Source organism: Halorubrum sp. SS7 (genome assembly GCF_005435055.1).
GTDB lineage: Archaea > Halobacteriota > Halobacteria > Halobacteriales > Haloferacaceae > Halorubrum > Halorubrum salinarum.
Window position 1 is genome coordinate 1169 of record NZ_SGXV01000078.1, and the last position, 500, is coordinate 1668.

Below are 500 nucleotides of genomic sequence, written 5' to 3' on the forward strand. Positions count from 1 at the left end.
GGGCTTCCTGACAGATTACGCCGACCAACGCCGGGAGGTCGACAATCTGGATTAGACCGATCGTCAGAACAGCAATCGTTCCGTTTGCCTGACCGGCGAAGGCTAATATCGCTACCAAGATGACCGCCAACGTGTTCCGGTCAACAATGTCGGATAGTGTGGCGTTCATCGGTATTCTCCTAACCCCGTTCCGGTGGATTCCCCATTGTCGTCAGTTGCGTCCGATTCTGGACGGGGCGCGTCGTCGGTCAACTCAAGACCAACATAACACCGGGTCCGGCTTCCATCAACGGTCCGCTGTCGTTGAGTCACCTCGCCGCGTTTGGTAAGCTCGGCTGTGAATTTCTGTAGGGATTCACGCTCTAAGCCATTGTTTCGAGCAAACCGAAGGTATGAGTCGTATGCCCCCACGGTTCCACCGCTGGTGGTCCGCTTCGGCACATGGCCGCCGTCGTCATCGGTACATCGTTCAATGAATTGCTAGATACTGTTCCAATATC